The following is a 26891-nucleotide window of genomic DNA, read 5'->3' as shown; positions in this document are numbered from 1 at the left end:
CATTTCGTTTGACTGTAAAACTGGTTTTTTCATATCATGATTTTTAATCAAAATTAACAGTCAAACCAAGCTTTGTCAAGACGGGTTGGTCGGATGCTTACTTTATAACGGACTAGCTAGCCAAACTTTCCATATTATCGCTTTATAATGATGTGGCCTTCGATTGTCAGCTCCTGATTTGTAAAATCAGGAGCTGACAATAGCGCAGTGATTTCCTGCCTGGTCAGTTTAAGCTCTAAAACTTTTTGCTCGATCTCCGTGGCGTCTCCAGGTCTGCCTTCATGTATTCCAAGTAGCTGGAGGTTATGGAAATTTATTTTCGTATTATAAAAGTTGAACAAAATTGACTTTGCGTCTTCCACGGTAAACTTACCCTGGATTAGTGTGAAATGATTGATATTTTCCATTTTATTATAATTTGATTATTGATTAGCTTATTAAGTTATTGCAATGTATATAACGGGTGAGAATCTCCAATGCATCGTTGCCCTCAATCTCCCCAAGCTTAGCTGTATATCTATGTCAGGTCCCTTTCTACTGCCCTTGTCCCAGCGAAAATGCTACTTCCCCATCAAAGGAATAAAGGTTTTCCGTTTTGATAACCTCCAGGCCTGCCAGGGTCGCAACGGAAAGAATGGCGATAATTTTGTTCTGGTCAATGGTCGAGTTTCTATTTGGCATGAAGCGGCCCCTCCAGTGATCAGTACAGAATGTTTCCGGAAATCCCTCGGGCCAGACCTTGATTCCCCTATTGGTAATCATCGAAAGGGCAATTCCGGCTGTTTCGATAGTTTTAAGCTTAGCTGCAAGCTCATCTGGGCAGCTGCCCCTCCAATGAAAAAAGAGATCTATTCCCATAAGCTCCTTCTTCTTCTGATCCTTTCTTACATATTTGGGAAGTACCAGGGCTGAGCTGCCTATATAAGATACTGCCTTAAGTATTGAAGGCTTTAGGCCAAGGTTGGCGATCACTGCCTGGGCAAATGCCTTGGTACCTATAAGGGTACTGCTCTTTCCATGTTTATAGATGTCCAGGGTATGCACGCCATCCTCAATCGTTTTAAGCCATGCATTATGGATTTTTTCTACTGCTTTGGCCTGCCCGATATGGCTTAGCATCATTATTGCCCCGTGGATCAGGCCCGAGGGATTTGCGACATCCTGGCCTGCTATCATAGGCGCAGAACCATGAATGGCCTCAAACATAGCACAGGATTCACCTATGTTAGCAGAACCTCCCAACCCAACTGATCCGGTGATCTGAGCTGCAACATCGCTCAGGATATCTCCATAGAGATTTGGCATCACGATCACCTCAAAGCATTCTGGAGTATCTGCCAGTTTAGCGGCACCGATGTCTACGATCCAGTGTTCTTTTTCTATCTCAGGATACTCTTCCCCGATCTGGTTAAAAACCTGGTGGAACAATCCGTCGGTCTGCTTCATGATGTTGTCCTTGGTGAAACACGTCACTTTCTTTTTGCTGTTTTGCAAAGCATATTCAAAAGCGTACCTGATTATCTTTTCGCAGCCAGGGCGGCTAATGAGCTTAAGGCACTGGACAACTTCGTCGGTCTGCTGATGCTCGATGCCGGCATACAGGTCCTCTTCATTTTCCCTGACAATTACCACGTTCATGTCAGGATGCCGGGTTTCTATAAAGGGGTGAAGGCTTGAGCAGGGCCTTACATTAGCATAAAGGCCCAGGAATTTCCTAGTACTTACATTCAAACTTTTGTATCCGCCTCCCTGAGGAGTAGTAACAGGGCCTTTTAGAAATATCCTGTTCTTTCTGATCACTTCCCACGAGGCAGCGTCTATACCTGATTTGTTACCGGCCACGTATACCTTTTCACCAATATCAATATAATCCATCTGTATTTCAGCTCCGGAAGCCTGTAAAACCGACATCGTTGCATCCATTATCTCCGGGCCAATGCCATCACCCTTTGCAACCGTGATTCTTGTCATATGATATTACTTTATTTTCTAATGTAAATCTCAAGCCTTTACTTCATATATTTTCATTTTATATTTGCGATAGAAAACATAAAGTTATTTTATGCATTACACGCTACATCAGCTCCAGATATTTCTGAAAATCACCCAAACCAAAAGCATCACAAAAGCAGCGCAGGAACTCCACCTGACCCAGCCTGCAGTTTCCATACAATTAAAAAATTTGCAGGACCAGTTTGAGATACCACTGACAGAGGTAATAGGAAGGCAGTTGTATGTAACTGACTTCGGGGCCGAGATCGCCATCGCCGCAGAAAAAATCCTGAGTGAGGTCTACGCTATCAATTACAAGACCCTGGCCTATAAAAGCCAGCTCAGTGGCAGGCTCAAGCTATCGGTAGTTTCCACTGGTAAGTACGTAATTCCTTATTTTCTCTCCGATTTTCTGAAACAGCACAAGGGAATAGAACTCGTGCTAGATGTGACTAATAAAGCCCGGGTAATTGAAAGCCTTGAGAAGAATGAGGTCGATTTTTCCCTGGTCTCTGTATTACCGGAAAAACTTATTGTGGAATCCATAGAGTTAATGCAGAATAAACTTTATCTTGTTGGTGCCGCAGATGAGACGCTACCATCTAAGAGTTATACACACGAAATCCTTCAGGAGCTTCCTATCATTTATAGGGAGCAGGGATCTGGCACCCGGTATACGATTGAAAGATACATCTCCACCCACAACCTAAATGTGCAAAAAAAAATGGAACTGACCTCAAACGAGGCAGTAAAACAGGCAGTTATTGCTGGCCTTGGCTATTCGGTCATGCCGCTGATCGGTATCAAGAATGAACTTCTAAATGGCCAATTATGTATTATACCTGTAAAAGGGCTTCCCCTAAGGTCGGTTTGGAATATGATCTGGCTAAAGAATAAATCTTTTTCGCCGGTAGCGGCTGCTTTTTTGCTGCACCTGCAAAAGGAAAAAGCAAGGATTATTAACGAAAAGTTCTCTTGGTTTGAGCAGTTTGTATCCAAAGATAATATTTAAAGCTTACCGGATTTTTTCAAAATAAAGACGCATGCCTCTCACAGTTTCATCAATCTTGCCCCTATTGAAAACCAGTTTACCATTCACCCATGTATGGGTTACCCTGCTTCTAAAGCTTTTCCCCCGCAGAGGCGACCATCCGCACTTATAAATTATGTTTTCGCGATTTACTTCGGTTCTATGGTCTAAGTCAATTAATACAAGGTCAGCGTAATCCCTCTCGGATATAACCCCTTTTCTGAATCCGGTATGCCTGTGCAACATTATGACTGGTTTTTTCTACTATCTGCGGCAAACTGATAAATCCTTGATGGTAAAGCTCCATCAACATTAATAGGGCTGCTGTACAAGCGGGCCTCCGGATTTGGCCTTTAAGTAGCTGCCTTGCTTTTCAATAAAAAGATGGGGAGCATGATCAGTTGCGATGATATCCAGGTGCCCACTAAGCAGCGCATCCAGAAGTCCTTTTTTATCCATCATTGTCTTAACCGAAGAGTTCCATTTGATGCTGTTGCCCAATGTAGGATAATCCTGGTCTGAGAAATATAGGTGCGGGAGACACGCTTCCGCTGTAATACGCTTCTCACGGACAGACTTCCTGGCATCCATTAGCCTTGCTTCTGCCAAGGTAGAGATGTGCAGCAGATGCACCCGGTTACTATGTTTCTGTGCCGCAGAAAGCACTTTTTGGGTGGCTTCTATACAAGCCTGTTCACTGCGGAGCATGGCGAGCAGTTTGCAGGGATTAATTTCACATCCCATTCCCCATTTCCGGATATTGCGGGATATAACGGAATGGTCCTCGCAGTGTAGGGCTACAAGGGTATGGCACCTGGAAAACAGAAAATACATAATTTCAGGATCATTTGAAAGGGTAGCTTCCTTATCATTTAGGTAAAGCCCATCATCGCTCAACCCACATACAGAACTGGGATCAGTCCTTAAGGCTTCCTGCCAGTTATCTCTGCAGACGCCCATGAAAAAGGAATAGTTCGCCAGAGATCGTTGTGCTGCTATCTTAAATTTTATCTCCAGGCGTTCTAGGGTCAGCACTGCCGGTACCGTATTGGGCATATCCATAAACGAAGTGATACCCCCGGCTACTGCAGCGCGGGATTCAGATGCGATGTCTGCTTTATAGGTAAGTCCCGGCTCACGGAAATGTACCTAGTCATCTATCATACCGGGCATAAGGTATTGTCCATCACAATCTACTATCTCAGCATTTAACGCATTTATGCCGGTCGAAATTTTGCTGACAATACCATTTTTTATCAAAACGTCGGAAGTATATATCTTTCCCTCGTTGACGAGCTGCGCATTCTTGAGAATTGTTCGTTTTTTCATAGCTATTTTGATACGCTTATGAGCCAATCGTTTATCGCCCTGCCGATTCCTATATCAGGAACTTTCTCTGCTATAATTATATCTAATTTCATTTGGTCCAGGATGTGTAGTGCTGAATAAAGCTTCATGGCGGCCTGCGAGAGATCTCCGATATCCGAGAGTACCACTATATGTTCAGCCTCAGTATCAGCTGTCTTCCTATTAAATATAAGCAAACCTATCCTTATCCCCTTTGAGCGCATAACTGATGCCAACAGCAATGGATTATCGCTTAGCACAGTCCGGGTTGATGGGAAATAATGCTTTGACAGCATGCCCGGAGATCGCGGGGATTTATCGCTTGTAGTGTAGGTTTTAATCTTGCCACATATATTTTCGATTTGTTCAAGGGGAACTGATCCATGCCGGTAATACAGTTCTATCATCTAAAAACCCAATAATGGTAGATTCAACTCCCAGTTTGCAAGGCCCGCCATCAGGCACGTAAGGAGCATTCGCTCCGAAGGAACTGGCCACATGGGTAGCGCTCGTTGGACTTATGGCCCCAGAGCGGTTAGCACTCGGCGCTGCAAGGGGGTAGCCAAGTTGATTCAGTAGCTTCAATGACAATTTGTGGTCCGGTACCCTTACAGCTACCGTATCCCTTCCTGCAGTAACAATGCCTGGTATCGAATGGTGTTTTTTCAGAACCAGTGTCAATGGCCCCGGCCAAAATGCTTCTGCAAGGCGTATTGCCAGTTCAGGCAAATCAATAGCCACCCTTTCCAGCTCGGTAATTGAAGCAATATGAACGATCAAAGGATTATTGGAAGGCCTTTGTTTTAGTTGGAAAATTTTCTCAACTGCCTTTTCACTGATCGCATTGGCAGCTAGACCATACACGGTTTCTGTAGGAATGCAGATAAGGCCGCCACCATTCAATATTTCAATGCTCTTGGCTAATGAAGAAGAAATCGGTTTCATAAAATGTGTCGAGATTTGTTTCAGCATAATTAAGTTTTATAAGCCCCAACTTGGCTGGCGGAGTGCTTTAAAATGATTCATGGATTACAATAGTCACAATATTGCGGATCTTCGGTTTTTTTATCTTTTGGATAAAGCTTTACTTCAGTATGATGGCACTTTTGGCACTCAAACCTATGGGAAAGCGTATTTTTTGTTGCAAGTCCGCATTGGCCACATGGTAGACCTAGATTGACTTTTGTAACATCATACCCCGGAAAGCTGCAATTGGGGCATGCTCGCAAGATGTTTTGAACAAGACTTTCTGCCGCCTCTGCAATAACTTCCAGGCGCATAGGATTGTACATCGCACGCATATCGGTCTCCAAAACTACCGAACCGTTATTCTCCAGGCACTTTTTAAAATATGTTTCGAGTACTTCCCAGTCCTGGACACCCTTTTTGACATCCATCCGCTGCTGGTCGGAGATGATAAGCCCATGGCTTGGGAATCTAGCCCGGTTGGCAAATTCAACAGCAGTTTCCCAGTCCATAAAAGTATTTCCACCAAAATTTGTTTTAGGGCTGACTACTCTTGCCCTTACATATACGTCATTTTCCAGGTCCATGAATACCATAATTTCCTCATCGCCGGGGATAAAATAAATTGTAGGATGTGGTCCGAAAGAACCCTCACTCGCTACCGCCAAAGTGCAGCCAGAAATCCGGCAGGCATCCAGGCATTTGGTCCTGGCAGTTTCAAGCGGATCCTTTTCACGTTCTACCTCTCCAAAAAAAGTCCCGTAAAAATCTGTGTTAAATTCTTTGGGAACGATGGTTTCCACACCTAGCTCTTTTTCAAGTATCGTACCCAATACCTTTTCCTTACCATGCATGGTCGCAATGACCAGCTTTCTTCCTTTAAATATCAAAATCGATTTTTCATTCATGGTTAAAAGGCAACAATGTGGTCGAAGCAACTGCCTCTTCACTATCTACCAATGCCCAGCTTCCGTTATTTTGATACAGACGGATTTCATTGTCACCTAGCGGGTCCATAACCAAAAGGTATATCCATTCATTTATAATTAGTTGCTTTAGGTGATCGTTTCTTGAAAGTATCTGCTCAATTCTCTCACATGGTGCTTGGATGACCACAGACAGCCTCAGGGGATGATGGTAAATTTTGCTATCACAACTATTGACCGACTGCAGGGGTAGCCCGAACTTCAGATCTCCCCCATTACCCCTGACCACACCAAACTTTCCGGTAACATTATGAGTTATCTTTGATCCACCGCCAAACCCCTCATTATCTACTGTAGAAAAATAGTAGTGATTGTTAATCCATTGGGTAACAACCATAGGACCCTGCATGATCATTTCCAGATTAAGTCCTTGCCCGTCCATTTCCCAATCGTAAGAGTGCAAAAAACATCTACCTTTAAGGTCCATTTTGTTGGTGAGCCTGCGAGGAGCAATGATAAAGCCGGCGTTTCCGGCTAGCCCCCATTCTGGCCTGGTTTCCGCCCAGTCTGCTGTTTTTCGACGCGCCAGATCTAACCCGTTTTTATCCTGCAACCTTTCTGTGATTGCCGATTGCTGAGCCTCTTTAAGATCTGATATGAGCAGACTAATCATAAAATGATGGGTTGCGGGCACTTCTGCATCGAAAAGCACAATCTCATCGGTTGCAGTGTTGTGCTCGGCGCCCAAGAACACTGTGCCATGTGGGATATTTATTTTAAATTCTTCTCTTAGTAATGACCTGACCTCGGGAAGATTGGCCAGCGTAGCCAGCATCCTGGCGTTATGACGGCCTGGGCTCGCAGCACAGGCTCCGCAGTCTAGGCTGGAACCAAATGGATTGTTCACAGAATGGCTTCCATGGCCGGCAAAGACGACCAGAGGAGCAAAATTTTTCCAGCCCAGCAGGTCAAAGGCTGATTTTACAATTGCCACCTTTTCTCTGAGTTTTTCCTGAATGCTTAGTTTTTCATCTTCCCTGGAATCCAGCTGGGTCGTGCAGCTATTTTCATGACCAGCTTCACCCTTAAACTGCCTGGCAGCAAACAGTGTTCTCCACAACAGCGCCAGGCCATAAAAAAGACCTGTTCCCTCAACGTAGCCAAAGGCGGAAGGAAGCATATTTTTCATACGCTGACCAAGAAAATCTGCAAACACCTGATATTTTTTTCTTTTATGGTAAGCAGACATCTCTGCTGCCTTAGCTGGTAAAGGAGCCTCTGAAATGGTGTAGGAAGAAGAAAGGATCGGTGGACAAGATTTACGGATAAGGCTGGTTCCTGGATCCCTATAATCGGCCGCAATTCCAAAAAAACCAGCATAACCGAAAGTTTCATAGTCTCCTTTAGCCTCGATATGTCTCCTGATTAGCTCGGACCGGGTGTCGATACAAAAAACAAACTGGGCCAAAGGGCTTTGTTTTGTAGCAGTTCCAAATTTCTGCTTTTTCAAATTATCACCAATGGTCTTAACAAGGCTTTGCTGCCAGCTTTTCTCCCAGGCCTTTAGCCATAAAAGTTTTAAGCTGAACAAATCATCCTGTTGTTGCGCTTCAGCTCTTGAAGCATGGGCCTCGCCATGTATACTGTCCGCTATACATAAACGTACGGCCAGATAATCCTTTAGGGTAATGGGATACTCATGCTGCCATGGGGAGCATTCACTCATTCTGTATTTGATGTAACCGGTCCAGCCAGGCAAGGCTGCGAGGTGCTCGCTGAAGATGCTTACACACTCTTCATGTGAATATCCTTGCAGGGATGCTGCAAGTGCCTGGTTTGCTGTTTGTGGTATTTCTTTACCGGAGATAATTCTGATCTCGGGATCATAGATAGCCAGACTACGCCAACAAGAGAAAAAGCCCTTTTCCCGCCCGGGCATTTCCCATTCACTCATTCCTTCATCCATATAAGCACCAAGCCATTTTGAAATGATCCTGTCCAGTTTATGGTTTACGTTTACCGGGTGGCTATCGCTTACCATATCCATTTCTTTCAAATAGAATTCTGCCTGCTTATATAACCCGGCTTCTTCCAACATCTTCTTTAAGATTTCATTATTGATTTCTCCACAGCTCAATGCCTGAGCGAACATCGAGGATGAAGGAAGAACCGAAGCGCCCAGGTGTCTGCCCGCTTTCTGAATGGCCTGCTCAAAAGTTGAGTCCTCATAGCCAGATAAGGGATTAGAGGTCACAAAGGCATAAAGCGGCCAGGTTTTTCCAATTACCGAAGAGGCTTCTTCAATACTCGCTGTAAAATCTGAATTGATCATATCGACTTATTTTTATGGGTTAGAATGGTTTTATGATATGGTTGGCTTAAGTTCAATAGCTTAACATACAGCCACGGAAATTTTTTGTACAACTCCAGCTTCATGATGAAAAATCCCAATAGAAAAACTACCCCAAATAGCAGTTGTACCATCGAAACAGGGGAAGGCACCTCAACAAAGGGAATATCTTTAATGATATTGCTTACTCCACTATATACAAGTGCATAACTACCTATCCCCGCTGGAAACAACAATAACGGAAGCAGGAGCTTCTGTACGAGAGAAAGTACACTTTGTTTCAATATATTATAGGTTGCCTGCCCGACAGTAATCGCTACGACAAGTGTCAGAAAAATACCGCTATCCATCATTGTTCCTTTTCCTGTGAGCAGTGCGAAAAGTGCAGCCCCAATAATTCCGCTTAGAATTACCACCAGGGCCTGAAATGGCCTAATAAAGATTGGCATTGCTTTTTCGGGTACAGAAGCTTTAATATTTTCTCCCGAGGAAAGGAAAAGGTAGGCCTTATAAAATCCATGAAGGATCAGATGCGTCACTGCTGCATTGAAAAACCCCAGCCCGCACTGCATTATCATAAAGCCCATCTGAGCAATGGTCGAACAGGCCAGCTTCTGCTTGACGCTAATCTGAAGTAATTTGGTAAACTGGGCAGCTAACGCAGTAAGGCTACCGACTACAAACAGCAGGGATAGAACCTGTGCATGGACTATTAATGATGCAAATATGGTAAGCAGAATACCCGAACCATTAACAAACCCTGCATGCATAAGTGCCGAGGCTGGAGTAGGTGCAGTCATCGCAGAGAGCAACCAGCGGTGAAAAGGATAAATGGCAGATTGTATCAAACATGCAATAATAATGAATAGCGCAGAAGCAAAAAGTACCGTCGTAGGTAAACTGCTCAAAGCAGGCATGATCCCGCTAAGGGTAAACTTCTCCGTACTAAAGGAAAGTAACAACACGCCTGTAATTAGCATCCCACTGGACCAAATAAAAAACCTTTGCGCATACCTTGATGCTGCTCTTGCTTCTGGCCAGTCCAACTCTACCCCGATTAGTCTTGACATAAAAAAACCCATAGAGAACCAGGAAATTAATAATGCCACTACCTGATCGCCAGCTACCATGGTCATAACCGAAAGGGTAAAGCCAAGGCAGAGACCAGCGAATCGTGATTGGTACTTGAACCCCTGAAGATAGTTAGAGCTATAACCGCTGATCAGAGCACTGAATAAGCTAACTACACCCCAAATCAGAAGTGTAAAGCCTTTTATTCTGAACAAACCCCAGAAGGTCCAGTCCGGATGTGCGGGTCCGAATATGATCAGACCTCCTGTAGCAAGGAACACAATAGAAAATAGAACCGTAACCATGGTAATAAAATAATTGTGGGAACTTTTTTGGGGTTCCTTTAAGCGGGCTTCAGACTCTTTTTTTAAGTTCATGTCGATGAATGAATATGTTTATAATGATTTACAGCGCAAAACTGTTAAAAATTTAGTATAAGTTTTTATTTATATTTAATATATAATGCATAAATATAATTTATGAAACAATGGTTTTAAGTGTAATTTTAGCTCTATCTCAGATTGCCCTTATCTCCAAAGGGGGGAAGGAATAACTAACTCGATTGAATAATTAGTATTTTCTGGATACAAATATGCTCTTCAGCCTTATAAAGCCTATGAGTCGAATTTTATTGTACTAGATGGTGTTAATCGAATCGTTTAATAAAGCCTGCATCAATATGTTTAACCCGAATTCAAGTATCATTGCTAATCGGAGTATGCAATCGAAAATCACATTGCATAAATTTAAACTTGGGTTAGATTGGAAAACTTAAACTTATCTTTTTCTTAACTTAAAAAATAATAGTATTACTATCTTTTGTAATTGTTTTGCAATAATAATTTATAGTCTTGTATTTTTTTGCTTCTGTTTATATGTTTGCACAGGGGAAAAATTATGGAAATATTCTTAAATTTTAAGCTAAACGAGCATCTGTATCTTCGCTATCCCGAAGACAGCAAGGTGGGTAAGGCAATCGTAAAGAGAGCTATCGAGTTAATCTTTGAAGTTGGTTTTGAGCAGTTCACCTTTAAGAAACTTGCGCAAAGAATTGACTCAACCGAGGCTACTATTTATCGGTACTTTTCGTCTAAGCATAAGTTGTTACTCTATATTCTAAATTGGTACTGGAGTTACCTGGAGTACTTTTCTAAACTGCAAATAGCCCAGGTAAATGATTCCGCTGAGAAATTAAGTCTGGTGTTAGAAATTATTACTCACAACATCGACAATCAATTACATATCCAGGATTACAATTTAGAACAGCTTCATTATATAGTTATTTCTGAAAGCAGCAAATGTTATCTTGTAAAAGATGTTGATGAAATAAACAAGGAAATGGTTTTTAGTCCGCTGAAAAGTTTTTGTTTATTCCTCAGCGAGATTATACTAGAAATCAATCCCGATTTTCCTTACTCAAAATCCTTAGCTAGCACCCTGTTGGAAACTGCACATGATCAACAGTTTTTTAGTGAGCATTTGCCTAAACTTACGGATAATTCCTCCAGGGAAGAACATAAGGTATATGTAGAAAATTATTTAAATCGCCTATCCTTTTCGGTAATAAAAACTTAGTCACATGTACCAGGAAAAAGACTTTATATTAAGTAACGCCGCACTTTTGAAGTACATCACAAAGGAAAAAAAAGATGTAACCGCCATTTATGTCTATGCCATTTTGAGCGGTCTTGTTCAGTTGAGTATTCCCCTGGGCATACAGGCTATAGTAGGATTTGTAATGGGCGCCACCATGGTTACCTCATTATATATTCTAATTTTCTTCGTGGTACTCGGCACCTTGCTAGCTGGTTTTTTTAGGGTTAAGGTGTTGCAAATAATTGAGAAGATTCAGCAGAAGATATTTGTTGAATACGCAGTTGCCTTTGCAGATAAGCTGCCAAAGATAAACCTTTCATCCACTAAGAAGTATTATTTGCCTGAGCTTGTAAATCGCTTTTTTGATACTCAAAATCTGCAAAAGGGTATTTCAAAGTTATTGTTAGAAATCCCTACTGCACTGATTCAGATCCTCTTCGGAATTATACTTCTGTCTTTTTATCACCCATGGTTCCTGGTTTTCGGAGCCATCGTTCTTATCATTGTTCTGGCAATCTTCAAATTCACCATGAATTCAGGCATCAGTTCCAGTCTGGAAGAAAGCGATAAAAAGTATGAAGTGGCCTCCTGGCTGGAGGATATTGCCGGAGCGGTCAAGACATTTAAGATTAATTCGAAGTCTGAATCTCACTTAACGGGCACGGACGAGCGTGTTGTCAGTTACTTGAAACATAGGACTTCGCATTTTAAAGTATTAGAGTTTCAATATAAATCGATAATAGGTTTTAATGTTATTATCACATTGGTAATGCTAACGATCGGTACCTACTTGCTGGTTACCCAACAGCTAAATATTGGTGCTTTCATCGCCACCGAAATCGTTGTGCTAACAATCATGAATGCTGTTGAAAAACTTATCAAAAGCTTGGAAAGCTATTATGATGTTATTGCATCCCTGGTAAAACTCAATAAGGTAATCGATCTTGCAGAAGAACAAACAGGCGATCTAATCCTTGAAAGATCCATTGGCGGCATAGAAGTCAAAATGAATGATGTCAGCTTCGCTTTCAATGATAATAAGCTGATATTAAAGAATATTAGTTTTGAACTAAAGCCCAATACCCTAACAGTAGTATCAGGTAATTTTGGAGCTGGAAAATCGACTTTGGTAAACCTTATGTCTGGATTTTATGAACCTTCCTCAGGCTCATTAACATTTGATAAAATTCCATTAAAGAACATAAGTAAAAAGGAATGGAGAGCCCGGATCGGTCTGTATACCCAAGATATGATTATTGTAAAAGGAACGCTCATGGATAACATTCTTCTTGGTAGAAGGGATGTCAGTACAGAGGACGTAATGAAACTTAGTGAAGAAATCGGCTTGGAAAATCTACCAAGCTTATTTAGCAGTGGTTTCGATACTAATATCAGTGAAACGGATACCGAGGTTTCTTTTAGCGGGAAAAAGAAAATTACATTGTTAAGAGCACTATTAGGTAATAACAGATTGATAATACTGGAAGATCCCTTAGATGGTATGAATGAGGACTTTCAGTTGAAAATAATTAACTACCTCCAAAAGATTAAGGCATATACTACAATCGTTATCGTGTCGCAAGCCATGGAAATCATCAATATTGCAGATCAGCATCTGACCCTTGAGAATGGAATAATTAAAAATCAGTAAATAAGGTAAAAAAAATGAAGCTTAGATCCTTTGAAAATATATACCGCATTAATAAAAAGTCTCACGTAAAGAGTTGGTTTTTATTTTTTCTGATTCTATGCGTGGTCATCCTGTTCATACCATGGACACAAAATATCCGTGTATCAGGTAGTGTAAGTACGCTTTATCAAGGTCAGCGACCACAACAGCTAAATTCACCAATACCTGGAAAAATCATTAAATGGCACGTGAAGAACGGTGATCATGTCAAAAAAGGAGATACGATTTTAGAACTTTCCGAAGTAAAGGAGGGTTACATGGATCCTTTACTGCTTCGTAGAACTCAAGAACAAGTTGATGCAAAAAAGGGCGTACGAGATTATTACAGAGCAAAAGTAGAGACAACTCAAGCGCAACTAAATGCCATCAATTCGAGCCGACAACTTAAACTTGAACAGCTAAAAATAAAGATTTCGCAACTACAGAAGAAGATCGCAGCAGAAGAGGCGGATTTAGGTGCTGTGACTAATGAACTTAAGTTGAGTGAGGACCAGTATGGCCGGCAGAAAAAGCTTTATGATGATGGTCTGGTATCATTAACGCAGTTTCAACAACGAAGTGTTTCCTACCAAAATACATTGGCTAAAAAAACCGCTTCAGAGAACAAGCTACTACAATCGCGCCAGGAAATCCTTGCCTTAAATATCGAGCAAAACGCCATCATGCAGGATTACACCGAGAAAGTGAGTAAGACGGAGGGTGAGCGTTTTCAAAGTATGGGTGAAATTGAAGGAAGTACCGGGGAAATTGCAAAGCTGGAGAATCAGGCTGCAAATTATCGCGTTAGGCAGGGTATGTATGCAGTACTTGCAGCACAAGATGGTCAGATAGTCCAGCTAACAAAATCGGGCATTGGTGAAATCTTGAAAGAAACAGAAAGTATTGGCACTATCGTTCCGAAAACTGTGGATTATGCGGTAGAGATTTATGTTAAGCCTGTAGATCTGCCGCTATTAAATATTGGTCAGCGGGTGATGTGTATTTTCGACGGCTTTCCTGCTATCATATTTTCGGGATGGCCGAATTCAAGTTATGGAACGTTTGCAGGAACGGTGGTGGCGGTAGAGAGTAATATAAATGCGAACGGGCTCTTCAAAGCATTGGTTATTGAAGACAAAAAACAAAAGCCTTGGCCAGGTCAAATCAAGATGGGCGCCGGAGTAAAGGGTATAGCAATACTTAATGATGTACCCGTATGGTACGAGTTGTGGCGAAACATTAATGGTTTCCCACCGGATTACTATAAAGTAAAAACAGAAAAATCTACTTCAGAAGATGGAAAAGCGAAATAGAATTGGTTTCTTACTGGCTTTGTTATTGCTGACGCAGTTTTCCTTTGGGCAAGATACCTTACGCTTATCACGCGATGGATTTATAAGTATCGTCAAAGAGTATCATCCACTCGCATTTAGGTATAGGTTACAGAATAATATCGCTGAAGCCGAAGTGAGTAGTGCCCGCGGTAATTTTGATCCCATTGTTTCAGCAAAAGATGGTTCTAAAACCTTGGACGGAGCAAATTATTATAAAGAAACTAATGTTGGAATTGATATTCCAACCTGGTATGGGTTGACCTTAGGCGGAAGTTATAATGCGCTAGAAGGACAAAGGTTGAACAACAATCAAACAAAAGGTGGCCTGTATCAATTTGGACTGACAGTTCCTTTAGCGAAAGGGTTGATATTTGACCAGCGACGAGCCTTATTGGGGCAGGCGCAAGTTGCACTGCGTATGACGGCGGCCGAACAGCAATTACTCACCAATGAACTATTCAGGGATGCAGAAAACAGCTATTGGCAATGGGTTAGGTATTATGAGATCTACACTATACAGACCAAAGCGGTAGAAATAAACGTTCGCCGGTTAAAGATGATAAAAAAGACCTATGAATTTGGAGAACAGGCTGCAATAGATACTGTTGAGGCACTTTCACAATTAAAAAGTTTTGAATTGCAACAGCAAGAGGCTTACCTTCAGTTTGTGAAAGCCACTTTAGATCTTTCTTTATTCTTATGGAAAGATAATCTCCAGCCTTATGAAATTACTCAACCGATTCTTCCAGAAGATAACCTTAGTTCCAGCGAGGCATATGGAAGCTATTCATCTATGATACAGCAATTGTATTCAAGAGAGATTAATTCCCATCTATCTCTAATATATTACCAACAGAAAGGAAACTTTCTGGCAATTGAGCGTAGGCTGAAGTTCCAAAGCTTGCTGCCTAAATTAGATATTACCTATAACTTTCTTAATAAAAGGGGATACAGCAGTAATTATCTCCCGCTTTTTCAGGATAATTATCAGTACGGTGTTAAGTTAGAAATTCCAATTTTTCTTAGGCAGGCAAGAGCAAACTATAGAATGGCAAAATTAAAAATCTCTCAGAACCAAATAGATGCATCATACAAGAGACAAGAGCTGAATGCAAAGATTTCATCGTATGTTAATGAAGTGGAGAACTATCGGATGCAAATAGATATTGCAAATCAAAACATAAATAACTTCCAACGCCTTCTTATGGGAGAAGAGGCAAAATTTACCAATGGCGAGAGTTCATTATTTTTAATTAATTCCAGAGAAAATAAGCTTATTGAAGCTCAGCAGAAGACGATCGACCTCCGTTTAAAATTTCTGAAAAGCTTTAATGAATTACAATGTATTACTTCCAGTTTTATGAAGTAAAATTTTAAATTTACTAACCTTGTGTCAAACTTAAACTTGGTTTTAATAGAATCGATTTGATCAGTTGACACTAACCTTTTTACTAAGTCAATTATCAAAACAACGGTCTTCTTTTTAATAATCCAAATATTAAAACGGCAAAATATTGCTAAAGATATCGTGCAATATATTATTAAAGTTCACATTGTAAGCTAAGTTAAAAAGTATTTTTTGCTAAAATTATCTTGTAATGATGAGTTTCTATCTTTACTTTTCAAAATTGATGAGTAAAATACGGAGAAGAACGGAAAATAGATTATGGAAAATTACAGTGTAGTTATTTTAATTCTTGCAATAATGATTGGTTTATCTGCAATTGCAGATAAGATTAAGCTTCCATATCCAATTTTGCTGATTATTGCTGGTATTTCAATAGGCTTTATTCCCTCAATACCGACTGTTTCGTTAAATCCCGATGTTATTTTTCTTATATTTTTACCGCCTTTACTTTACGATGCTGCTTTCAATATATCAGTTGTTGTGGTTTTGTTTACCTAATTGGACAAGGTTTAAGCTTGCCTTGGATAGTAAAAAAATTAAATGTTGAGTCGTAAATATTTTCAAGCTGTAGCATTTTTACTTTTGGCTGCGTTTATAAAAAAAACAAACCATGAAAAATAATATTCTAAATTTAACACTTTCACTAATTATGCTGTTTTCTTTTACGGCCTGTAAAAAGAAAACTATAGAAAAAGGAATTAATGGAACGTGGGAGCTGAGATATGTAGCTGGCGGTCAGATTGCTGGTGCTGATCCGAATTATAAAAAAGGTAATGGAGATATTTATATCTTCAATAATCAAAATTTTGAGCGTTATAGCAAAGGAAAGGTTATTCAATCAGGAACTTTTGTAATTACAACAGAGCGTAAAGATATTAATAATAACCAAGCCAATTCAGCTATAACTTTTAGTACTTCGACAGAAAAATATTATACAAATTTAACTGGAGATAAATTAACCATCTTTATTGGAGTAATTGCTGCTGATGGTGTCGAAGTTACTTACGAAAGGTTATAATAGGAGGTGTAAAATTTAACAATTGTCAATTTCATATATAATATTTTTTTAACAAGAAGGTTTGTCTCGGGCAAACCTTTTTTTGCTAAATAATGCTTATAATATTAAGTAGTATTTTGCTTTAAATCAAAAATCTTACGTCATAAGTAAATATTTTCTATATTTATTTCTTGTAAATCATTTTACAACTCTGAGTTTTATATCCCAAAATAATCAGTAATGGATAGGTTTCCCATTAATTTAACTTCGGCTAAGTGCGAATTGCTTGATCGAATTCTTCAAGAATTTCAGCATGAAGAATACATTAAAACAGACCGCGTACTGCATATATTTAGAGGAAATGCAATACTAGCTTCAGAATACCTTCAATTATTAAATCAACTTAACTTAATTATATTAATAGGTGAAGTTCATGGACATCCGCTCCCGGCACTTATTGGTAAGCAATCGGGCTTAGGAATTTTTTTAAGTGAAGGAGGTTTTATGGCCAGGCTCGAACTTAGAAAAGCCCAGGAAGAAACGGGTAAAAGCATGATTGAACTTCAAAAAGAGATTTTTGATTTGCGAAGCCAACTTGCAGCCTGTAGAGAACTTATAGCTAAACAAGAAATGGCTTTGCTAGATATGGATGCCGAATTAAAACGCCTGGAAACCGAAATGGAAAATAAAGATCCTAATTGACTGTAGCGTTAAGTAATTATTTACCGTTTCTATAGAAAAAACATCAAACCATGATTAAAAATCTATTAAAAACCTGTGGATTGCTGCTCTTGCTTTCTGTTTTTATGATTTCTTGTAAAAAGGATAACAATTTAAGTGGTAAAACAGACGTTTTAACTGGTGCCTGGCAAGAAACAGGGCTTACTGGTGGCTTTGACCGACTTATTATTTTTGAACCTGGCGGAGGTTTTTCGCTGAAAGCATCGATTAATAACGATCTTATTGCTTCTTCGAGAGGCTACTATTCAATCGAAAACGATAATTTAAAAGTTACCGTTACCGAGAAAAATGAAAAGCAGACAAATGGTTCGATGGTTAAAAAAGCAGTTAATATCCAGTTATTTGAGAATGGTAAATTTATAATTACAGATAAAGCATATCTAACAATTAATTGTATTACTTATCCTGCAGATGGGCCTTCACCAACAGAATTTAAATACAACAAAATCATCCCTATAGATTAATAAAAGAACAGGCCTTTGAAAATTAATTCAAGGCCTGTTAAATCAGATTATTTAATTATCTATTTTAATCTCGGTTCTTCTGTTGAGCATTCTTCCTTCTTCACTATCGTTAGAGCTAACTGGCTCTTTTTCTCCATGACCAACAATTTTAAAATTAGATGCATTTAAACCAGCATTTACTAAATAAGATTTTACCGAATTTGCTCTGTCAATAGATAAAGACATGTTGTGTTCTGGCGTTCCTTCTGCTGAAGAATGACCATTTAAAATAAATTTTGTATCGGGCGATTTCTTCATCTCTGCAACTGCTTTATCTAAAATAGAAAAAGATGATGTTTTAAGCACGGCTGAGTTAAATTCAAACTGAATATTATCTAAATTGAAATTAGGTTTTTCTACAGGGACTGGCTTTTCTTCCTCTTTTGCAGGCGGCGGAGTAGGTTTTTTCTCTTCGACTGGTGCAGGTTTAGCAACTGGAGCTGGATCTGGCTTCGCAATCATTTTTTTTGCTTTGCAAGAATAAATTGTCAAAGTTGATAATCCGATAAGCGCTGAAAATAAAAGGTTTTTAGTGATGTTCATTATAATAAAATTTGTTTTAGGATAATTATAATTTTAGCAAAATGCCTAATTATTGATTACAGCTATAACGACGCTTTTTTAAAGAACTTATGTTTGATGGGATTTGCTAAGCTTAAATTTGGGCATCAGTTAGAAAAATTGTATGGTGAATTTTGCAAAATGAACATAGATAATTGATAAAAATGGCTTTTCACATTTAATTATGCACGACTCTTTTACAAATCCCTTCACAATGCATTTTAAGTAACAGTTTTGATTTAATATAAATAAAAATAGGCATAAGTCTTTTATTTAGAATGATTCTTGTTAACTTAGCCGAAATTCTTAGAACCAATTTAAATATTGAGTTTGAATGAATTTATAAAAAACAATATTTAGCTCTAAAATGAAAAAAATAATCTTTGCTATTCTTGCAGTAGCTTCTTTGGGTGCACAAGCTCAAAAAAATACTTTTTTCGATCAAACATTTTGGAAAGGAAGCCCAAATGTAGAATCTATTAAAGCCGAGATTGCAAAAGGAAGTAATCCTTCGCAACTAAATCCATCATCATTCGATGCTGTGGTTTATGCAATTAATAGTAATGCTCCTCAAGAATCTATTTTATTTCTTTTGGCTCAACCAGGAAATGATGTTAATAAAATTACACATGATAGCAGAACTTACCTAATTTGGGCAGCAGCTAGAGGCAATGTTCCTGTAATGGAATATCTGCTAAAAAATGGCGCTAAAACTGATGTTCAAGATAGCCATGGTTATAGCGCATTAACTTTTGCTGCAAATGCTGCTCAACCAAATACTAAGGTTTACGATTTGCTGATTGAAAAAGGAGTAGACCTTAAAAAAGATTTAAATCACGATGGTGCAAATGCATTATTAATTGCAATTCCAAACGATAAAGATTTTGTCCTTACTAATTATTTTGTATCGAAAGGTTTAGATATCAATAGTAAAGATGCAAATGGTAATACAGCTTTCAATTACGTTGCAAAAAGTGGAAACATCGAATTGATGAATAATTTAATTCAAAAAGGTGTAAAATATAACGATAATGCGATGTTAATGGCTGCACAAGGTGGTCGTGGAACTTCAAATTCATTAGAAGTTTTTAAATATCTTGAGGGATTAAAAATTAAGCCTACTGCAATTGGTAGTAATGGCGAAAATGCATTATCGTATATTGTACGTAAACCAAAGCAAGAAGAAATTATTAATTATTTCCTTTCAAAAGGGGTAGATGTTAATCTGGCAGATAAGGATGGTGTTACACCGTTTATGATAGCGGCTGGTTCAAACAGAGATTTGGCAACGTTAGAATTGTTGTCTAAAAATGTTAAAAACATTAATCAGGTAAATGCTAAAGGTGTTTCTGCTCTACATTTGGCCGTTCGTGGTAACTCTGCAGAAGTTGTTCAGTTTCTTTTAGATAAAGGAGCAGATATGAAAGCTGCAGATAAAAATGGCGATAATTTAGCTTATTATCTTTTGCAAGCATACAATCCCCGTGGAATGGAAGATTTTGAAGCTAAATTTAAATTGCTTAGCGATAAAGGTTTCGATTTTAAAGCTGTTCAACCTAACGGAAATTCTTTATATCACTTAGCGATTGCTAAAAATGATTTAGCCTTATTAAAACGTATAGAACCATTAAAAGTTGATGTAAATCTTAAAAATAAAGAAGGCTATACTGCTTTACATAAAGCCGCTATGACGGCAAAGGATGCCGAACTGATGAAATACTTAGTTTCAATCGGTGCTAAGAAAGATGTAACTACAGAGTTTAAAGAAACACCTTACGATTTAGCCACAGAAAACGAATTTTTATCAAAGAACAAAATATCGATTGACTTTTTAAAATAAAATATGAACAACTTTTATAAAATATGCCTTGGCTTAGGGTTAGTGTTATCTACTTCTTTTGTATCGATGGCACAAAAATCTACAAAGTACAAATGCATGTTGCAGATGACCAATTACATGGGTGAAGGTGCATATATCGTGGTTTCTTTGGTTGATGCTAAAGGTGCTTACGAAAAAACTTTGTACGTTATGGGCTCTGATAAGAAATGGTACCCTGATGTTAAAGAATGGCATAAATTTTACAAGAAAAAACCAACAAACATCAGCGCAATTACTGGTGCATCAGTAACGGGTGGCGATAGAAGCGTAACAACTTTTGAAATCGAAGATTCGAAAATTAACAAAGGTTATACTTTACGTTTCGAATCGGCCGTTGAAGACAAAAAATATTATGTAAAAGACTTAGAAGTGCCTTTAACAACTGCAGGTATCGCAGCTAAAACTGAAGGTACTGGTTACATCAGATATGTTCGTTTAAGTGCGAACTAATAAAATTTTTTAAATGACAATTTCAATATGGAGATACAGCCACTTAGCACTGGCCGTATCTTCTTTTCTTTTTATAGCCTTAGCATCGGTAACGGGAATCATCCTTTCTTTTAAACCAATTACCGAAAAAGCACAGCCTTACAAGGTTAAGAATTTTAATCAGCTAACTATAGCTGAGCTTTTACCAAACCTAACAAAAAATTATACTGATATAATTGAAGTTAGCGTGGATGTTAACCAATTTGTAGTTGTTGATGCTACAGATGCAAAAGATAAATCTGGTAAGTTTTACATAGACCCAAGAACCGGAAAATCTTTGGGTAAAGTAGGCAAAGAGAATGAGTTTTTTCAATGGGTTACTTCGCTGCACCGTTCACTGTTTCTTCACGAACTAGGTCGGTTTTTCATTGGGCTAACTGCATTTTTTCTATTTTTAATTGCAACTTCTGGTACGGTTTTAATTATTCAGCGCCAACGAAGTTTAAAGCGGTTTTTTGGAAAAATTGTGAAGGATGACTTTGCTCAGTATTATCACGTTGTTTTAGGCAGATTACTCTTGATTCCCATCATTATTATTTCGGTAACCGGAACAATAATTACTTTGCAAACCTTCGAAATTATTAAGGAGCAGAAGATTTCGCATAAAATAGATTTTGATGCAATAAAGTCAAACCCCAAAAAGAAAACTATCGATTTTGATATTTTTAAAAACACTAAGCTTGCTGATGTTCAATCAATAGAATTTCCTTTTTCTGATGATGTAGAAGATTATTTTACGCTTAAACTTAGGGATAAAGAGGTTACGGTAAATCAAATTACTGGTGAGGTATTAACGCAGCAGCCTTTTTCGAATGCTAAATTGTTAACTACTTTAAGCATGAATTTGCATACCGGCAGAACTAATGCTATTTGGGCTATTATTTTGGCAATTGCTTCGGCTAATATTTTATTCTTTATTTATTCTGGTTTTGTTATCTGGTGGAAAAGAAGGTCGAGCCAGGTAAAAAATAAATATAAATTCGATCAGGCTGAGTTTGTAATTTTAGTTGGCTCAGAAAACGGTACAACTTTTCGTTTTGCGAAAGCAATTCATCAGCAATTATTAAAAAATGGTCAAACTTCTTTTATTGGTCAGCTAAATAATTATAAAGTTTTCCCGAAAGCAAAACAGCTTATTGTTTTTACAGCAACTTATGGTTTGGGCGAGGCACCAACAAATTCAGCCAAGTTTATTTCTCTTTTGGAGAAACATAAGCAGTTAAATCCAATTAAATTTTCTGTTGTGGCATTTGGCTCGCATTCGTACCCAGATTTCTGTAAGTTTGGTTACGAAGTAAATAATGCTTTATCTCATCAGAATTGGGCAAAACCTTTGCTAGAAATACATACGGTTAACGATCGTTCTCCAGAAGATTTTACTAAATGGGCTACTTTGTGGGCGCAAACTTCGAACGTAGAATTAACTTCTTTGTCTAAATTATTGGAAACGAAACCTGTAAAAACAAATCAATTTACGGTGGTAGAAAAAACAGTTTCTAACAATGCGGAAACTTCGTTTATTATTCGATTAAATCCGAAGAAAAGGAAACAATTTACTTCAGGCGATTTACTTGCAATTTATCCGGCAAACGATCATAGAGAAAGACTATATTCAATAGGTAGAATCGGTAAACGCGTTCAGCTGAGTGTTAAATTGCATGACGGTGGATTAGGTTCTGGTTTTTTACATCAACTGGAAATAGGACAAAGTTTAAATGCAGCAATTATAAAAAATGAACATTTCCATTTTCCTTCGAAAGCAAAAACGGTCATAATGATTTCGAATGGAACTGGTATCGCACCATTTTTAGGGATGTTGAATCAATATAGCAAAGGCAGAAATATTCACCTGTATTGTGGTTTTAGAAACAAACTATCTTTCGAACTTTATGAAAATGCTTTAAATTCAGAATCAGATAAACTAACTACATTGAATGTTGCTTATTCGAGAGAAGGAGCAAAGCAATATGTTAAAGATTTGTTGGCTTTGGATGCCACTTTAGTTTCAGAAACGCTGAAAAGCGGTGGTGTGATAATGCTCTGTGGCTCATTAAGTATGCAAAATGACATAATTGAATTTTTAGAAAACTTATGTCAAAAGGAAGAAGGCAAAAGCATTAGTTTCTACCAATCGCATGGGCAAATATTAATGGATTGTTATTAAGTATTTACTATTCTTACTTCGAAGGAACGGCGGAGGAATAAATAAAATTTTTACACACTATTTAAAAGATTCCTACACTACGGTCGAAATGACGGTTTGATTTTATCATTTAACCTTTTATACTTTTTGCCTACTCTCTTCATGGATAGGTGATGAGTAGATGAAATTTCTACAGCATCTGTTTCCAGCGATTGACAGTTTTTTTACTCAGGTTTTTTGAGAGAATAACTTTACCATCGTCGCCAAACATTATACAACGAAATTCGGGGAAGTTATTAATAAATTTTAACCCAGCCTTTTTTCCAAGAACCATTATTGATGTACTAAAACCGTTTGCAAGTTCGGCATTGGGACCTAAAACTGTTACGCTGCATAGCCCTGTAGCTGGGTAACCTGTAACCGGATTTATAATGTGCGCATAACGTTTACCATTAAACATTACAAATTTTTCATAACTGCCTGATGTTACAACAGCGCTGTTGTGCAAAGGAACGGCAGCAAAAAGTTTATCCTTATGAAAAGGATTTGTTAAACCAATTGTCCAGTTTTTACCATTTGGATTTTTACCCCAGGTACTCATGTCGCCAGAGCCATTAACAATACCGGCCTTTATGCCTTTTTTTAGCATCATATCTCGACATTTGTCTGCCGCATAACCTTCGCCTAAAGCACCGAAACCAATCTTCATTCCTTTAACTTTCAAAAAAATGGTCGAGTTTAGGCTATCCAAGATTATATTTTTGTAGCCAACTTTTTCAACTGACTTTTTTATTGCTTCTGGCGTCGGCATTTCAGTCATCGAGCCATCAAACTTCCAGATTTTATCCATTGCCGCAAAACTGATATCAAAAGCACCATCCGTTATTTTAGAAAGATTTAGTGCTCTTTTTGTCAATTCGAAAAGTTCCTTATCAACTTTAACTGGCTTTTCTCCAGCTTGGCGATTAATTTCAGATACTTGTGAACTTGGTTTCCAGTCTGAGATTAAAAATTCAATACGACTAATTTCTGCAATAATAGTATCGATATTATTTTCGGCTGAAAGAGAATCTTTATCAACAATAGTAATATCAAACCGGCTTCCCATTAGCAATGTTGTTCTTTTCCTCAATACTTGCGCATTGCAAATAGAGCTGAGCGATAAAAGAAAAACTATTATTCTAAATTTCACAGTACTCTGCTTTAGGTATGTGGCAAAGTTAAGAAAGCAGCATCAATAGTGCAGTTATTTTTAGTGAATTAGTTTTTATTTAGAATAATTAAAAATAATTTGATTTTTTAATGATTTAATCTTTTCTTTGCGCCACTAAGAATTAATCTAAATAAGATGTATAGAAAAATTACACATGTTTTTAATTGGCTTGTGATATGCCTGCTTTTTGCTGGTAGTGTTAGCGCACAGTCTCAAAATGGTTCCGTTTCCGGAACGGTTAAAACAAGCGACGGAAATTCAGCTGCTTATGTAAGTGTTGGACTAAAGAATACTGGAAAATCAACTCATACAGATGAAAAGGGAAGCTTTACAATTAAAAATGTAAATGCTGGAAGTTATGTATTAAAGGTTTCCGCAGTTGGTGTTTCTTCGCAAGAACAAAAAATTAGTGTTATTGCAGGCGAAACTGTTAAAATAGATTTCTCTATCGCAGAATCTTCTTCTAAGCTGGATGAAGTAGCTGTTAACGGTTATAAAACGCCGAATAAAAAGCCCGTTAATTTAGGTAAAATTGCAATTGCTCCACGAGATTTACCGCAATCAGTGCAAATTATTGGCGAAAAAGTAATTGCCGATCAACAAGTAAATAGCTTGGGCGACGTAATGAAAAATATTAATGGTGTTGCTTTAGGCGCTAACCGTGGTAGTGTTGGAGAGAATTTTTACGCCAGAGGCTACAGTTTAGGGGCTAATAATGTATTAAAAAATGGAGCTAGAACATCAATAGGTGGTAGTCCAGAAGCCAGTACGCTAGAGTCTGTAGAAGTATTAAAGGGTAGTGCAGCTTTGTTATATGGTGGTGTAAGTGGTGGTGCGGTAGTAAATATGGTAACTAAAAAACCTAAATTCGAGTATGGCGGTGAAGTTTCAATGCGTGTAGGAAGTTATAATCAATACAAGCCTATCGTAGATTTATACGGACCAGTATCTAAAAAAATAGCCTTCAGGGTTATTAGTACTTACGAAAGTGCAGATAGTTATAGAGATGTAGTGAAAACAAAGCGTTTTTACATTAATCCATCATTATTATACAAAATAAGCGATAAAACAGAGCTATTAGTGCAAGGCGATTACTTAAAAAGCGATTTTACACCAGATTTTGGTATAGGTACAATTGGAAATAAAATTTCTCCACTAGGAAGAAATGCATTTATAAATACAAATTGGGCATACAATAAAACTAATACAGCAACGGCGCAGGCAAATCTAGATCATAAATTTAATGATAACTGGAAGCTAAATGCGATATTTTCTATGCAATCATACAATAGAAATTATTTTTCGACAGAAAGACCAGCCGCTGATGCTCAGGGTATTTGGAATAGAGCATTAACTCGTTCTAAAACAAGAGAGTTTAGCTATAACGAGCAAATTAATTTAACAGGTAAATTTAATACAGGTGAAATTGCCCATACTTTACTTGTAGGTGTAGATGCAGATCAATCGAGTATAGAAACTGGCGCTTACACTAATCCTAATAGTTTAACAGCTGGTACAACCAGATATTATGATCAGGTAAGTTTACTTGATTTTAACACATTTAATAAGCCTTCAAACTTTAACGTTCCCGAAACAACTTTATTAACAAATACCGATGCTCCTGTATTTAGAATGGGCGGTTTTGCGCAGGATTTGATTGAACTTTCACACCAATTTAAAGTTTTGGCTGGAATAAGATGGACATTTCAAAAAACACCAACTACTACAATAAATACCGTTGCAACCGGAGCAGAAACAAAAGGTACAGCGATAGATAAAATAGATAAAGCATTTTCGCCTAAAGTAGGCTTAATTTATCAACCGATTAAAACTACATCTATTTATGCCAGCTATTCGAACAATTTCACCTCAAATACCGGAGTAGATATTGCAACTAATGCACCAATGGCCCCTTCAATTATCGACCAGTATGAAGCAGGTGTTAAAAATGATTTTTTAGGAGGAAGGCTCTCTGCTAATTTAACTTATTATAAAATTAAGAATAATAAGTTTGCACAAACGGCTTTAGCTGATGCAACTAAAAGAGAATTTTCTGGCAGCACTGAAAGTGATGGTTTGGAAATTGACATTTCTGGAAGATTAGTTGAAGGTTTAAACTTTATTGCTGGTTATAGCTACAATTATATGCGTTATAAATCAACACTTGCTGTAACTGGTATTGTAGAAGGAGAACGTTTAGTTGGTACAACAAAAAATACAGCTAACGGAACTTTGTTTTACACTTTTGGTGATGGCATTTTACAAGGTTTAAAGTTTGGTGCTTCAGCTTTTTACACTGGCGATCGTAACGGAGGAAGGAATACAACTAAAAATAACTCTTCAACAGGTATAATTCCTTTAAATAGTTTTACAACTTTCGATTTTTCTGCCGGGTATAGCTGGAAAAAAGTTTCATTGCTAGCTAAAGTTGCAAACATTACTAATGAACTTAATTACTTTGTACACGAAAACTACAGTGTAAATCCAATTCCTCCACGTCAGTTCGTTACAACTTTATCATATAAATTCTAAAAGAATTATTAAAGAGAAACTCCCGATGAAAATCTGGAGTTTTTTTGTGGTGCGCCGGGCATGGCAATCAACTATAGGGTTAAAGTCCCGAACACGCTTAGCAGTAGGAAGTGTTAGCCAGAGACAAGGGTGTCGTGGGTGACT

23 protein-coding genes are annotated in these 26891 nt (G+C 38.2%); 13 read left to right on the top strand and 10 right to left on the bottom strand.

Going from position 1 to position 26891, the window contains the following annotated elements; genetic code table 11:
- Positions 1-134: 134 nt before the first annotated feature.
- Positions 135-407: a hypothetical protein gene (locus ACFOUY_RS11230; protein WP_378960709.1), complete on the bottom strand. Its 273-nt coding sequence runs from the start codon at positions 405-407 to the stop codon at positions 135-137.
- A 127-nt stretch (positions 408-534) separates the two neighbouring features.
- On the bottom strand, positions 535-1971 hold the full coding sequence (locus ACFOUY_RS11225; protein ID WP_378960708.1) for an NADP-dependent isocitrate dehydrogenase: 1437 nt from the start codon (positions 1969-1971) through the stop codon (positions 535-537).
- 91 nt (positions 1972-2062) lie between these two features.
- Here ACFOUY_RS11225 and ACFOUY_RS11220 point away from each other — a divergent pair, with 91 nt between their 5' ends.
- Positions 2063-3004: a LysR family transcriptional regulator gene (locus ACFOUY_RS11220; protein ID WP_378960707.1), complete on the top strand. Its 942-nt coding sequence runs from the start codon at positions 2063-2065 to the stop codon at positions 3002-3004.
- A gap of 330 nt (positions 3005-3334) precedes the next feature.
- Here the strand turns inward: ACFOUY_RS11220 and ACFOUY_RS11215 are convergent, their stop codons facing one another.
- The 6 genes from ACFOUY_RS11215 to ACFOUY_RS11190 all read right to left on the bottom strand — a co-directional run bounded on the left by ACFOUY_RS11215 (position 3335) and on the right by ACFOUY_RS11190 (position 10059).
- Positions 3335-4078, bottom strand: coding sequence for an amidohydrolase family protein (locus ACFOUY_RS11215; protein ID WP_378960706.1), 744 nt, complete (start codon positions 4076-4078; stop codon positions 3335-3337).
- A 275-nt stretch (positions 4079-4353) separates the two neighbouring features.
- Positions 4354-4776 (bottom strand): Sua5 family C-terminal domain-containing protein, encoded by a 423-nt coding sequence (locus ACFOUY_RS11210; protein WP_378960705.1) that lies wholly within the window; start codon positions 4774-4776, stop codon positions 4354-4356.
- A complete protein-coding gene (locus ACFOUY_RS11205; protein ID WP_378960704.1) occupies positions 4736-5341 on the bottom strand; it encodes an L-threonylcarbamoyladenylate synthase in 606 nt (201 codons plus the stop codon). Before ACFOUY_RS11205 ends, ACFOUY_RS11210 begins: the two co-directional genes overlap by 41 nt.
- 50 nt (positions 5342-5391) lie before the next feature.
- Positions 5392-6243: a DUF6671 family protein gene (locus ACFOUY_RS11200; RefSeq protein ID WP_378960702.1), complete on the bottom strand. Its 852-nt coding sequence runs from the start codon at positions 6241-6243 to the stop codon at positions 5392-5394.
- Positions 6236-8593 carry a DUF2309 domain-containing protein gene (locus tag ACFOUY_RS11195; RefSeq protein WP_378960701.1) on the bottom strand — a complete coding sequence of 786 codons (2358 nt, stop codon included), beginning with the start codon at positions 8591-8593 and terminating at the stop codon, positions 6236-6238. The genes ACFOUY_RS11200 and ACFOUY_RS11195 overlap by 8 nt, the downstream gene beginning before the upstream one ends.
- Positions 8590-10059: a proton-conducting transporter transmembrane domain-containing protein gene (locus tag ACFOUY_RS11190; protein ID WP_378960699.1), complete on the bottom strand. Its 1470-nt coding sequence runs from the start codon at positions 10057-10059 to the stop codon at positions 8590-8592. The genes ACFOUY_RS11195 and ACFOUY_RS11190 overlap by 4 nt, the downstream gene beginning before the upstream one ends.
- A gap of 520 nt (positions 10060-10579) precedes the next feature.
- On the opposite strand from ACFOUY_RS11190, the gene ACFOUY_RS11185 reads away from it, so the two are divergent.
- The 8 genes from ACFOUY_RS11185 to ACFOUY_RS11150 all read left to right on the top strand — a co-directional run bounded on the left by ACFOUY_RS11185 (position 10580) and on the right by ACFOUY_RS11150 (position 17891).
- Positions 10580-11257: a TetR/AcrR family transcriptional regulator gene (locus ACFOUY_RS11185; RefSeq protein WP_378960698.1), complete on the top strand. Its 678-nt coding sequence runs from the start codon at positions 10580-10582 to the stop codon at positions 11255-11257.
- A 4-nt stretch (positions 11258-11261) separates the two neighbouring features.
- Complete coding sequence (locus ACFOUY_RS11180) at positions 11262-12929, top strand: peptidase domain-containing ABC transporter (RefSeq protein WP_378960697.1); 1668 nt, start codon at positions 11262-11264, stop codon at positions 12927-12929.
- Between the two features lie 14 nt (positions 12930-12943).
- Positions 12944-14260, top strand: coding sequence for an HlyD family secretion protein (locus ACFOUY_RS11175; RefSeq protein WP_378960696.1), 1317 nt, complete (start codon positions 12944-12946; stop codon positions 14258-14260).
- Entirely contained in the window at positions 14244-15650 is a 1407-nt protein-coding gene (locus tag ACFOUY_RS11170) for a TolC family protein (protein ID WP_378960695.1), read from the top strand. The genes ACFOUY_RS11175 and ACFOUY_RS11170 overlap by 17 nt, the downstream gene beginning before the upstream one ends.
- Before the next feature lie 297 nt (positions 15651-15947).
- Positions 15948-16187, top strand: a complete 240-nt coding sequence (locus tag ACFOUY_RS11165; RefSeq protein ID WP_378960693.1) for a cation:proton antiporter domain-containing protein — start codon at positions 15948-15950, stop codon at positions 16185-16187.
- A 112-nt stretch (positions 16188-16299) separates the two neighbouring features.
- Positions 16300-16707: a hypothetical protein gene (locus tag ACFOUY_RS11160; RefSeq protein WP_378960692.1), complete on the top strand. Its 408-nt coding sequence runs from the start codon at positions 16300-16302 to the stop codon at positions 16705-16707.
- A 219-nt stretch (positions 16708-16926) separates the two neighbouring features.
- On the top strand, positions 16927-17388 hold the full coding sequence (locus ACFOUY_RS11155; protein WP_378960690.1) for a hypothetical protein: 462 nt from the start codon (positions 16927-16929) through the stop codon (positions 17386-17388).
- 50 nt (positions 17389-17438) lie between these two features.
- Positions 17439-17891 (top strand): hypothetical protein, encoded by a 453-nt coding sequence (locus tag ACFOUY_RS11150; RefSeq protein ID WP_378960689.1) that lies wholly within the window; start codon positions 17439-17441, stop codon positions 17889-17891.
- 51 nt (positions 17892-17942) lie between these two features.
- Here ACFOUY_RS11150 and ACFOUY_RS11145 read toward each other — a convergent pair whose 3' ends face one another.
- Positions 17943-18473 carry an OmpA family protein gene (locus ACFOUY_RS11145; RefSeq protein WP_378960688.1) on the bottom strand — a complete coding sequence of 177 codons (531 nt, stop codon included), beginning with the start codon at positions 18471-18473 and terminating at the stop codon, positions 17943-17945.
- Between the two features lie 385 nt (positions 18474-18858).
- Between ACFOUY_RS11145 and ACFOUY_RS11140 the strand changes: the two genes are divergently transcribed.
- The 3 genes from ACFOUY_RS11140 to ACFOUY_RS11130 are packed head-to-tail and all read left to right on the top strand — an operon-like array spanning position 18859 to position 23023.
- Entirely contained in the window at positions 18859-20331 is a 1473-nt protein-coding gene (locus ACFOUY_RS11140; RefSeq protein ID WP_378960687.1) for an ankyrin repeat domain-containing protein, read from the top strand.
- 3 nt (positions 20332-20334) lie between these two features.
- The gene (locus ACFOUY_RS11135) at positions 20335-20820 is read left to right on the top strand and encodes a DUF2271 domain-containing protein (RefSeq protein WP_378960685.1); all 486 of its coding nucleotides are present in this window, start codon (positions 20335-20337) and stop codon (positions 20818-20820) included.
- 13 nt (positions 20821-20833) lie between these two features.
- On the top strand, positions 20834-23023 hold the full coding sequence (locus tag ACFOUY_RS11130; RefSeq protein WP_378960683.1) for a PepSY domain-containing protein: 2190 nt from the start codon (positions 20834-20836) through the stop codon (positions 23021-23023).
- A gap of 169 nt (positions 23024-23192) precedes the next feature.
- On the opposite strand, the gene ACFOUY_RS11125 is transcribed toward ACFOUY_RS11130, so the two are convergent.
- A complete protein-coding gene (locus tag ACFOUY_RS11125; RefSeq protein ID WP_378960682.1) occupies positions 23193-24194 on the bottom strand; it encodes an FAD:protein FMN transferase in 1002 nt (333 codons plus the stop codon).
- A gap of 156 nt (positions 24195-24350) precedes the next feature.
- Between ACFOUY_RS11125 and ACFOUY_RS11120 the strand changes: the two genes are divergently transcribed.
- Positions 24351-26747 (top strand): TonB-dependent siderophore receptor, encoded by a 2397-nt coding sequence (locus ACFOUY_RS11120; protein ID WP_378960680.1) that lies wholly within the window; start codon positions 24351-24353, stop codon positions 26745-26747.
- Positions 26748-26891 lie beyond the last annotated feature (144 nt).

The organism is Pedobacter jamesrossensis, from assembly GCF_042650905.1.
In the GTDB taxonomy this organism is placed as follows: domain Bacteria; phylum Bacteroidota; class Bacteroidia; order Sphingobacteriales; family Sphingobacteriaceae; genus Pedobacter; species Pedobacter jamesrossensis.
Note: the sequence above shows the minus strand (reverse complement) of the source record. Positions and strands in the feature narration are given on the sequence as shown.

Bases quoted from the DNA above. Each gene is read 5' to 3' on its own strand.
- ACFOUY_RS11230 (WP_378960709.1), bottom strand. From the start codon at position 407: ATGGAAAATATCAATCATTTCACACTAATCCAGGGTAAGTTTACCGTG.
- ACFOUY_RS11225 (WP_378960708.1), bottom strand. From the start codon at position 1,971: ATGACAAGAATCACGGTTGCAAAGGGTGATGGCATTGGCCCGGAGATA.
- ACFOUY_RS11220 (WP_378960707.1), top strand. From the start codon at position 2,063: ATGCATTACACGCTACATCAGCTCCAGATATTTCTGAAAATCACCCAA.
- ACFOUY_RS11215 (WP_378960706.1), bottom strand. From the start codon at position 4,078: ATGCCCAATACGGTACCGGCAGTGCTGACCCTAGAACGCCTGGAGATA.
- ACFOUY_RS11210 (WP_378960705.1), bottom strand. From the start codon at position 4,776: ATGATAGAACTGTATTACCGGCATGGATCAGTTCCCCTTGAACAAATC.
- ACFOUY_RS11205 (WP_378960704.1), bottom strand. From the start codon at position 5,341: ATGCTGAAACAAATCTCGACACATTTTATGAAACCGATTTCTTCTTCA.
- ACFOUY_RS11200 (WP_378960702.1), bottom strand. From the start codon at position 6,243: ATGAATGAAAAATCGATTTTGATATTTAAAGGAAGAAAGCTGGTCATT.
- ACFOUY_RS11195 (WP_378960701.1), bottom strand. From the start codon at position 8,593: ATGATCAATTCAGATTTTACAGCGAGTATTGAAGAAGCCTCTTCGGTA.
- ACFOUY_RS11190 (WP_378960699.1), bottom strand. From the start codon at position 10,059: ATGAACTTAAAAAAAGAGTCTGAAGCCCGCTTAAAGGAACCCCAAAAA.
- ACFOUY_RS11185 (WP_378960698.1), top strand. From the start codon at position 10,580: ATGGAAATATTCTTAAATTTTAAGCTAAACGAGCATCTGTATCTTCGC.
- ACFOUY_RS11180 (WP_378960697.1), top strand. From the start codon at position 11,262: ATGTACCAGGAAAAAGACTTTATATTAAGTAACGCCGCACTTTTGAAG.
- ACFOUY_RS11175 (WP_378960696.1), top strand. From the start codon at position 12,944: ATGAAGCTTAGATCCTTTGAAAATATATACCGCATTAATAAAAAGTCT.
- ACFOUY_RS11170 (WP_378960695.1), top strand. From the start codon at position 14,244: ATGGAAAAGCGAAATAGAATTGGTTTCTTACTGGCTTTGTTATTGCTG.
- ACFOUY_RS11165 (WP_378960693.1), top strand. From the start codon at position 15,948: ATGGAAAATTACAGTGTAGTTATTTTAATTCTTGCAATAATGATTGGT.
- ACFOUY_RS11160 (WP_378960692.1), top strand. From the start codon at position 16,300: ATGAAAAATAATATTCTAAATTTAACACTTTCACTAATTATGCTGTTT.
- ACFOUY_RS11155 (WP_378960690.1), top strand. From the start codon at position 16,927: ATGGATAGGTTTCCCATTAATTTAACTTCGGCTAAGTGCGAATTGCTT.
- ACFOUY_RS11150 (WP_378960689.1), top strand. From the start codon at position 17,439: ATGATTAAAAATCTATTAAAAACCTGTGGATTGCTGCTCTTGCTTTCT.
- ACFOUY_RS11145 (WP_378960688.1), bottom strand. From the start codon at position 18,473: ATGAACATCACTAAAAACCTTTTATTTTCAGCGCTTATCGGATTATCA.
- ACFOUY_RS11140 (WP_378960687.1), top strand. From the start codon at position 18,859: ATGAAAAAAATAATCTTTGCTATTCTTGCAGTAGCTTCTTTGGGTGCA.
- ACFOUY_RS11135 (WP_378960685.1), top strand. From the start codon at position 20,335: ATGAACAACTTTTATAAAATATGCCTTGGCTTAGGGTTAGTGTTATCT.
- ACFOUY_RS11130 (WP_378960683.1), top strand. From the start codon at position 20,834: ATGACAATTTCAATATGGAGATACAGCCACTTAGCACTGGCCGTATCT.
- ACFOUY_RS11120 (WP_378960680.1), top strand. From the start codon at position 24,351: ATGTATAGAAAAATTACACATGTTTTTAATTGGCTTGTGATATGCCTG.